This is a genomic window from Dietzia maris (assembly GCF_014144855.1).
Classification (GTDB): Bacteria; Actinomycetota; Actinomycetes; order Mycobacteriales; family Mycobacteriaceae; genus Dietzia; species Dietzia kunjamensis.
Genome location: NZ_JAALDN010000164.1, coordinates 1 through 8,111, shown reverse-complemented (window position 1 = coordinate 8,111; position 8,111 = coordinate 1). Strand labels below are relative to the sequence as shown.

At 69.1% G+C, this 8,111-nt stretch carries 7 protein-coding genes; 3 read left to right on the top strand and 4 right to left on the bottom strand.

The annotated features are described in order from the left end of the window. Positions 1-82: 82 nt before the first annotated feature. Positions 83-679, bottom strand: a complete 597-nt coding sequence (locus G6024_RS06060; RefSeq protein WP_235027780.1) for a dihydrofolate reductase family protein — start codon at positions 677-679, stop codon at positions 83-85. A 46-nt stretch (positions 680-725) separates the two neighbouring features. Further along, positions 726-2,384 carry a glucose-6-phosphate isomerase gene (gene pgi, locus G6024_RS06055; RefSeq protein ID WP_069388782.1) on the bottom strand — a complete coding sequence of 553 codons (1,659 nt, stop codon included), beginning with the start codon at positions 2,382-2,384 and terminating at the stop codon, positions 726-728. A gap of 51 nt (positions 2,385-2,435) precedes the next feature. On the opposite strand from pgi, the gene G6024_RS06050 reads away from it, so the two are divergent. Further along, complete coding sequence (locus G6024_RS06050) at positions 2,436-3,107, top strand: DUF5701 family protein (RefSeq protein ID WP_159148282.1); 672 nt, start codon at positions 2,436-2,438, stop codon at positions 3,105-3,107. 24 nt (positions 3,108-3,131) lie between these two features. Here the strand turns inward: G6024_RS06050 and G6024_RS06045 are convergent, their stop codons facing one another. Beyond that, positions 3,132-3,413, bottom strand: coding sequence for a chorismate mutase (locus tag G6024_RS06045; protein WP_069388780.1), 282 nt, complete (start codon positions 3,411-3,413; stop codon positions 3,132-3,134). A gap of 46 nt (positions 3,414-3,459) precedes the next feature. Between G6024_RS06045 and G6024_RS06040 the strand changes: the two genes are divergently transcribed. Both G6024_RS06040 and G6024_RS06035 read left to right on the top strand, forming a co-directional pair. Continuing rightward, positions 3,460-4,896 carry an alanine/glycine:cation symporter family protein gene (locus tag G6024_RS06040; RefSeq protein WP_132061565.1) on the top strand — a complete coding sequence of 479 codons (1,437 nt, stop codon included), beginning with the start codon at positions 3,460-3,462 and terminating at the stop codon, positions 4,894-4,896. 39 nt (positions 4,897-4,935) lie between these two features. Continuing rightward, positions 4,936-7,434 carry a UvrD-helicase domain-containing protein gene (locus tag G6024_RS06035; RefSeq protein ID WP_159148281.1) on the top strand — a complete coding sequence of 833 codons (2,499 nt, stop codon included), beginning with the start codon at positions 4,936-4,938 and terminating at the stop codon, positions 7,432-7,434. Positions 7,435-7,510: 76 nt separating this feature from the next. Here the strand turns inward: G6024_RS06035 and G6024_RS06030 are convergent. Continuing rightward, a partial coding sequence (locus G6024_RS06030; protein WP_159148280.1) for a M23 family metallopeptidase occupies positions 7,511-8,111 on the bottom strand: 601 nt, incomplete at its 5' end.

Sequence of the window (8,111 nt, the reverse complement as noted above, 5' to 3'; positions counted from 1 at the left end):
AGTACGCACACACATTCGAGTACGCAAGGGTTTCCCCCCGACGCACCGGAGGAGCACAGGAGACGCGCCGGGGGTCGAGCAGCTAGGCCGAATCGCGCGGTTCCGGGCCGACGACGTCGAAGAGCATGGCGGTGAACTGCCCGTCGGTGTCGAGTTGACGACGGTGGAGGCGGAGCCGACGGGGGAGCAGGGGGCGGCCGGAGCCGAGGACCACCGCGCACTGGTGGATCCACACCCGGTCGAGCAGGCCGAGATCGGCGAACTGGCCGGCGAGGTCGCCTCCACCGACCACCCAGACGTCCCGCCCCGCCGCGGCCTCGACGAGGCGGGGGTGCAGGTCGGCGAGATCGCCGGCGAAGAACTCCACGCCGTCGACGGGGTCGAGGTCCCGGTGGGTGACGACCCAGGTGGGCTGTGAGTACGGCCAGACGAACGGTTGGCCGTCCTTGGTGAGATCCCGGCGGACCCACTCGAAGGTGTTCGCACCGCAGACGATCGAGCCGACGCCGGCGAAGAACCGGTCGAAGTGGAGCTCGGGCGCCGACTCGTCATCGGCCCCGGCAGTCGACCCCGGCGCGGCGCCTCCGGGAGTGGTGAAAAGCCAGGTGAGGCTTTCGTCGTCGTCGGCGATGTACCCGTCGAGGCTCGTCGCGGTGCAGTAGATCGTGGCCATGCTCATGAATCGCACGGTGGCGCGCGCCGCGCGAGGGGGAGAGGGCCCGTACTCAGCGCCGGCCGCGTGCCTCGCGGTAGATCTCGACCAGGGAGTCCGTGGAGGAATCGAAGGTGGGGCCCGGGTGGGTGTCGGCGGTGAGCGCGCCCAGCAACTCGCCGGCCTGGGCCTTGCCCAGCTCGACGCCCCACTGGTCGAACGCGTTGATGCCGAGGATCGCGGCCTGGGTGAACACGATGTGTTCGTACAGTGCGATGAGCTGGCCGAGGACACCCGGCGAGAGCGACGGCGCGAGGATCGTGGTGGACGGCCGGTTCCCGGGCATGACCTTGTGGGGCGCGAGAGTCGGGTCGACGCCGTCGGCGAGGACCTCCTCCTCGGTCTTGCCGAACGCCAGGACCCGCGACTGCGCGAACAGGTTGGCCATGAGCAGGTCGTGCATGGACACCGCGTCCGACCCATCGGTGGGGTGGGCGTCCAGGTCCGTGCCCGGGCGGGCGATCCCGATGAAATCGACGGGAACCAGCTGGGTGCCCTGGTGGAGGAGCTGGAAGAACGCGTGCTGGCCGTTGGTGCCGGGCTCGCCCCAGTAGACCTCGCCGGTGGGGTAGGTGACATCGGAGCCGTCGAGCCGGACCGACTTGCCGAGCGACTCCATGGTCAGCTGCTGCAGGTAGGCCGGGAACCGTCGGAGGTCCTGGGTGTAGGGGATCACGGCCTTGGACTGCGACCCGAGGAAGCACGTGTACCAGATCCCCAGCAGCGCCATGAGGACCGGTGCGTTGTGCTCGGGCGCCTCGGTGGCGAAGTGCTCATCCATCGTGTGGAAGCCCTCGAGCAGTTCGATGAACGCCGGTGGCCCCACCGTGATCATCACCGACAGCCCGATGGCGGAGGAGACGGAATATCGTCCACCGACCCAGTCCCAGAACTCGAACATGTTGTCCGCCGCGATGCCGAAGTCGGCGACCTTCTCGGCGGCGGTGGAGACGGCGACGAAGTGCGAGGCGATCGCGTCCTCGGAGCCGAGGGCCTCCACGAAGTGCCGGCGCGCCGCGTGCGCGTTGGCCATGGTCTCCTGGGTGGTGAACGTCTTGGAGGCGACCACCACCAAGGTCGTTGCCGGGTTGATCTCCGCGAGGGTGGCCGAGAGGTCGGCGGGGTCGACGTTGGAGACGTACCTGGCGCTGATGCCGGCCGTCCGGAACTGCCGCAGGGCGCTGTCGACCATCACCGGGCCAAGGTCGGAGCCCCCGATGCCGATGTTGAGCACCGTGTCGATCCGCTCGCCCGTGTGTCCGGTCCACTCGCCGGAGCGGACGCGGTCGGAGAAGTCGGCCATGCGTGTGAGTACCGCGTGGACGTCGGCCACCACGTTCCGGTCGTCGACGACGAGTTCGGCATCGGGCGGAAGACGGAGCGCAGTGTGGAGAACCGCGCGATCCTCGGTCGTGTTGATGCGGTCGCCCCGGAACATCGCGGCCCGCTGCGCCGGCAGCCGGGCGGCGTGGGCGAGTTCGAGCAGGGCGGACAGGATCTCGTCGGTGACCAGATGTTTGGACAGGTCCACGTGCAGATCGCCCGCGGTGACCGACATCCGGCGGCCGCGGTCCGGGTCGGCGTCGAACAGCTCCCGCAGAGACACCTCGCCGATCGACGGAACCAGGTTCTCCACCGCTGTCCACTGCTTCGTCGTGCTGATGTCGGTCATGGCTTCGAGGCTAACCGGGAATAACGGCGGGCCGCGGGCCGTTCCGGCGATGTGACCCCCGTAGTTCCTCCCGACGTCCCCATCGCCCGCCAGGCCGAGCGACTCATCGAGCTCGGCGTGCCCGAGCTCGCCGGAATCACGGCCGACCAACTGCGGGCCCACGCCCGCGCCCTGCCTGCCGGACCCGGCGACAGCGAAGGCGGTGGCGGGTCCGTGCTGGCCGTCCACCCGTCCCTGGTGCCCACCGCGCGACTGGCCACCCTCATGCGCCGCCACGGTAAGGCGGGCTTCGTCGTCGTCGACATGACCGACCTGGCCGAGTTCGTGCCCACCGACGACGTCCACGTCCCGGACGCCCCGTTATACCTGGTGGGGGACGTGACACGCGACGACGACATGCTGGACTGGACGCCCACCGACGCCCACACCGAGATGGGCGCCCGGGGTCGTACCCCGCTCACCGTCTCCGAGGGGATCAGCTGGCTGCTTCAGCGCCCCGACCTACTGGAGCCCGGGAAGTGCTTCATGTGCATCGGCTCACGCAAACCCAAGAAGGGCGGCGGGCTGGACTCGCGGACGCCCGCACTGTGGATCAGTGGCGGGACCGGCCGCGATGGCAAAGCGAACAAGGGCGCACCCAAGGTGGGGTGGTGCTGGGCGAACAATCACCACACCTGGCTGGGCTTCGCGTCCACGGCGGGCAGGGTCGGGCCGGAAGAGTAGCCGGGGCCCTGGTTGTCAGTACAGCTAGTAGCCCAGGCGGCCCCGGCCGAGACGCAGCAGCATGCCGGCGAGGGTCTGCCCTTCCTCGCCGAGCGAGGAGAACCGCTCGTAGACCTTGAGCTCCCGGGTGTGGACGAGCTTCGTGCCGCCCGACTTCATGCGGGTGCGGCCGATGCGCTTGGAGATCTCGCTGCGGCGGACGATCGCATCGAGGATCTCGGCGTCCAGGCGGTCGATCTCCAATCGCAGTTCCTGGATTTCGGACTCTGACAGCGGGTCGTCGGTGCCGGCGGGATCGATGCTCATGACCGAATTATCCCACTGCGCCCCGAACCGGACGAATGACCGTCTAATGTTTCCGCCCGTGGAAGATATCAACACGTTTCTCGCCGACATCGGATCGGTGATCTGGGGACCGTTCGTCCTCATCCCGCTGCTGCTGGGCACCGGCCTGTTCCTGACGATCCGGCTGCGGATGCTGCAGTTCCGCAAGCTGGTCCCCGCCCTCAGGCTGGGGCTGCTGAAACGGAAGGACGACGGCGGCGAGGGTGACATCTCGCAGTACCAGGCGTTGACCACCGCCCTGGCCGCGACCGTCGGCGTGGGCAACATCGTCGGTGTCGCCACGGCCATCGCGCTGGGCGGACCGGGTGCCCTCTTCTGGATGTGGATCACCGCGCTCGTCGGCATGGCGTCCAAGTACTCCGAGGCGTTCCTCGGTGTGCGCTTCCGCGTCACCGACGCCCGCGGCGAGCAGTCCGGCGGCCCGCAGTACTACCTGCACCGGGGGTTCGCGGAACTCTTCGGGCGCACCGGCGGCAGGATCGGCCTCGTCCTGTCCATCGTGTTCGCGGTGTTCGCCGTCCTGGCCAGCTTCGGCATCGGCAACATGACCCAGGGCAACGCGGTGGCCACCCAGTTGGACAACTCGTTCGGCGTCCCGCACGTCACCACCGGCATCGTGATGTTCGTCCTCACCGGCGCGGTCCTCCTCGGCGGAATCAAGGCGATCGGCCGCGTCACCGCCGGGTTCGTGCCGCTGATGATCGTGCTCTACCTCGTCGGCGGGACCGTCGTGCTCGTGGTCAACGCCGGCCAGATCCCGTCGGCGTTCGGTCAGATCTTCTCGGATGCCTTCACCGGCACCTCGGCGGTCGGCGGCTTCGTCGGCTCGGCGATCCTCTACGCCATCCAGATGGGTGTCGCCCGCGGCATCTTCTCCAACGAGTCCGGTATGGGATCCGCCGCCATCGCGGCGGCGGCGGCCAAGACCACCCACCCCACCCGGCAGGGCCTGGTGTCGATGACCCAGACGTTCATCGACACCATCATCGTCGTGACGTTCACCGGTCTGGTGCTGGTGACCACGGGTGTGTGGCAGGAGGGCAGCGACAGCGCCGGGACGATGACCGCCGACGCCTTCGGTTCCGCCTTCCCCGAGGGCGACAAGCTGGTGGCGGTGTCCATCGCGTTCTTCGCCTTCTCCACCATCCTCGGCTGGTCGTACTACGGCGAGCGCTGTATGGAGCGGCTCGTGGGCGCGCGCGGCGTCATCCCGTACCGCATGGTGTTCACCTGCGTGGTGTTCGTGGGGGCGGTCACCGAGCTCGAGGTGGTGTGGAACTTCGCCGACGTCATGAACGGCCTCATGGCCATCCCCAACCTCATCGGCCTCCTGGTCCTCTCCGGCCTCATCGTCCGCGAGACGCGCCACTACCTGGACAACGACCCCGGCCTGACCGCCACGGCGTCCCAGGTGAAGGAGTTCACGGGGGCCGGTCAGCGCTGAGCCCGGGGTGTCGGACCGAGTGGGTAGATTGGACCCACGATGACCGACACCGCACACGCTTCCGCCCGACCGACCACGCCCCACTCGCCCCTCCTGGACGGGCTCAACCCACAGCAGGCCGCCGCGGTCACACACCGCGGCGGCCCGTTGTTGATCGTGGCCGGCGCGGGCTCGGGCAAGACCAGCGTGCTCACGCGGCGGATCGCGTACCTGCTGGCCGAGGGTGGCGCGCACCCGGGGCAGATCCTGGCCATCACGTTCACCAACAAGGCCGCCGCCGAGATGCGCGAGAGGGTCGCCACACTGGTCGGCCCGCACGCCGAGCGGATGTGGGTGGCGACGTTCCACTCGATCTGTGTGCGGATCCTCCGCGCCCAGTCCGCGCTGCTCGGGACGCGGAACTCGAACTTCACGATCTACGACTCGGACGACTCCCGGCGGCTGCTGGGGATGATCGCCAAGGAGCAGCAGCTCGAGGTCAAGAAGTTCACCCCCCGGATGCTGGCCACGGCCATCTCCAACCACAAGAACGAGTTGCGCGAGCCGTCCGAGGCGATGGACCGGGCGATGGAGGACTCCGACCGCACCGGGCAGACCGTCGCGGCCGTCTACACGGAGTACCAGTCGAGGTTGCAGGCGGCCAACGCCTTCGATTTCGACGATCTGATCGGGGAGACGGTCGCGCTGCTGCGTGCCCACCCCGAGGTCTCGGCGTACTACCGGCGGCGGTTCCGTCACGTCATGGTGGACGAGTACCAGGACACCAACCACGCCCAGTACGTCCTGGTGCGCACGCTCGTCGGCGGGGCGGCCGGGAACGACGACGACGAGGTGGGCGTCCCCCCGGCCGAACTCTGCGTTGTCGGTGACGCCGACCAGTCGATCTACGCGTTCCGCGGGGCCACGATCAGGAACATCGAGGACTTCGAGCACGACTACCCCGATGCACGTTCCATCCTGTTGGAGCAGAACTACCGTTCCACGCAGACCATCCTCACGGCCGCCAACGCCGTGATCTCGCGCAACCCGGGCCGCCGGGAGAAGAACCTGTGGACTTCCGAGGGCGCGGGTGAGCTGTTGGTCGGCTACGTGGCGGACAACGAGCACGACGAGGCGAGGTTCATCGCCGGGGAGATCGACAGGTTGGTCGACTCGGGTGAGGCCTCCTACTCCGACATGGCCGTGTTCTACCGGACCAACAACTCCTCCCGCGTGGTCGAGGACGTGTTCGTCCGACTGGGCCTGCCCTACAAGGTCGTGGGCGGCACCCGGTTCTACGAGCGCAAGGAGGTGCGCGACATCGTCGCCTACCTCAAGGTGCTGGGTAACCCGGACGACACCGTGGCGCTGCGCCGGATCCTCAACACCCCCCGACGAGGGATCGGGGATCGTGCCGAGGCGTGCGTAGTGGTCCACGCCGAGCAGCGGGGGATCGGGTTCGGCCGCGCGTTGCGGGACGCGGCCGAGGGAAAGGTGACGCTGCTGCCGACGAGGTCCGTCAAGGCGATCGCCGGGTTCGTGCAGATGCTCGACGACCTGCGGGGGCGGCTGGACGGCAGCGGTCACGCCGCCGGGGAGGACTCGGCGCCCGATGTCGGGGCACTGGTGGAGGCCGTGCTGGAGAGCACCGGCTACCGCGCCGAGCTGGAGGCGTCCAACGATCCGCAGGACGCCGCCCGGTTGGACAACCTCAACGAGCTCGTCGGCGTGGGCCGGGAGTTCTCCTCGGAGGCCGCACTGCAGCGCTCCGCGCGGGAGCAGGGCTTCGGGATCGAGGACGCCGGGGAGGCCGCGGGCGCGGTGCCCGACCAGACGGATGCCGACCTCGACGAGGGTTTGGCGGAGCCCGGGTCGCTGGCGGCGTTCCTCGAACGGGTCTCGTTGGTCGCCGACGCCGACCAGATCCCGGACGAGGATCAGGGGCAGGTCACTCTGATGACCCTGCACACCGCCAAGGGGCTGGAGTTCCCGGTGGTGTTCCTCATCGGCATGGAGGACGGACTCTTCCCGCACATGCGGGCGCTGGGGGACCCGGCGGAGCTGTCCGAGGAGCGCAGGCTCGCCTACGTGGGGATCACGCGCGCCCGCAAGCGCCTATACCTGACCCGCGCGATGATGCGCTCGTCCTGGGGGCAACCCATGACCAATCCCGGGTCGCGGTTCCTGGAGGAGATCCCCACCGAGGCGATCGAATGGCAGCGCGAGGAGCCGGCCGGTGGTGGCGGTGTCGGGGATGACGACTCGTATGTCCCGCGCCGCCGCTTCGGAGGCGGTTCGGGCGGGTACGGTTCGGGCGGGTACGGCTCAGGTGGAGCCGGGTCCGCGAGTGGACGGTCGTCCGGGATCCCCCGCGCGAAGGCGTCCGCCCCCGCCCTCGAGCTGGCGCCGGGGGACCGGGTCACCCATGACAAGTACGGACTCGGCAAGGTGCTGTCCTGCGACGGCAGTGGGCCGCGGGCCACTGCGACGATCGACTTCGGTGCGTCGGGCAAGGTCCGGCTGATGCTCATCGGGGGCGTCCCCATGCAGAAGCTCTAGAGCAGAGGCGTCATGGCGCCGCCGGGGCCGGGCCTCTCGAACTATCGAGTGGGCCCGGCCGGAACAGGTCGAACTGTCAGCTACCGAAGGCGGAGGCGACGCTGCCCGCGAGCACGTCGAGACCGTGCTCGGCCAGCCAGATGACGGGATCGACGTGCTGCTGGCCGTCGTTGACGAGCACCTCGAAGTGCAGGTGGGTGCCGGTCGAGAAACCGAGGTTGCCCATACCGGCGATCTTCTGACCGGCGTAGACGCGCTGGCCCTTCTGGACGTCGACGGTCTCCATGTGGCCGTAGACCGTCATGGTGCCGTCGTCGGACATGATCCGAACCCAGTTGCCGTAGCCCTGGGCGGGGCCCGCGTCGACCACGACGCCGTCCGTGGCAGCCAGGATGGGCGTGCCGTTGACGTTGGCGATGTCGATGCCCGAGTGCATCACGCCCCACCGCATCGCGTAGGGGGAGGTGAACGCGCCGATCGCGGGGATGACGACCTTCGGCCGTCGCGCCTGCTCCTCGGCGATCTCGCGCTGGGCGTTGATCTCGGTGCCCGCGTACAGCATCGTCGAGCTGATGTCATCGGTGGACGAGCCGTCGGCAGCGGCCGGCAGGACGACCGGCGCCGGGGCCGAGGGCGTCGCCGGCGCCGAGGTCGACGGTGCACCGGGCGCGGAGGTG

What these genes read in the sequence shown, in the direction of transcription:
- G6024_RS06060 (WP_235027780.1), bottom strand. Translation starts at nt 679, where the DNA reads ATGAGCATGGCCACGATCTACTGCACCGCGACGAGCCTCGACGGGTAC.
- pgi (WP_069388782.1), bottom strand. Translation starts at nt 2,384, where the DNA reads ATGACCGACATCAGCACGACGAAGCAGTGGACAGCGGTGGAGAACCTG.
- G6024_RS06045 (WP_069388780.1), bottom strand. Translation starts at nt 3,413, where the DNA reads ATGAGCATCGATCCCGCCGGCACCGACGACCCGCTGTCAGAGTCCGAA.
- G6024_RS06040 (WP_132061565.1), top strand. Translation starts at nt 3,460, where the DNA reads ATGTTTCCGCCCGTGGAAGATATCAACACGTTTCTCGCCGACATCGGA.
- G6024_RS06035 (WP_159148281.1), top strand. Translation starts at nt 4,936, where the DNA reads ATGACCGACACCGCACACGCTTCCGCCCGACCGACCACGCCCCACTCG.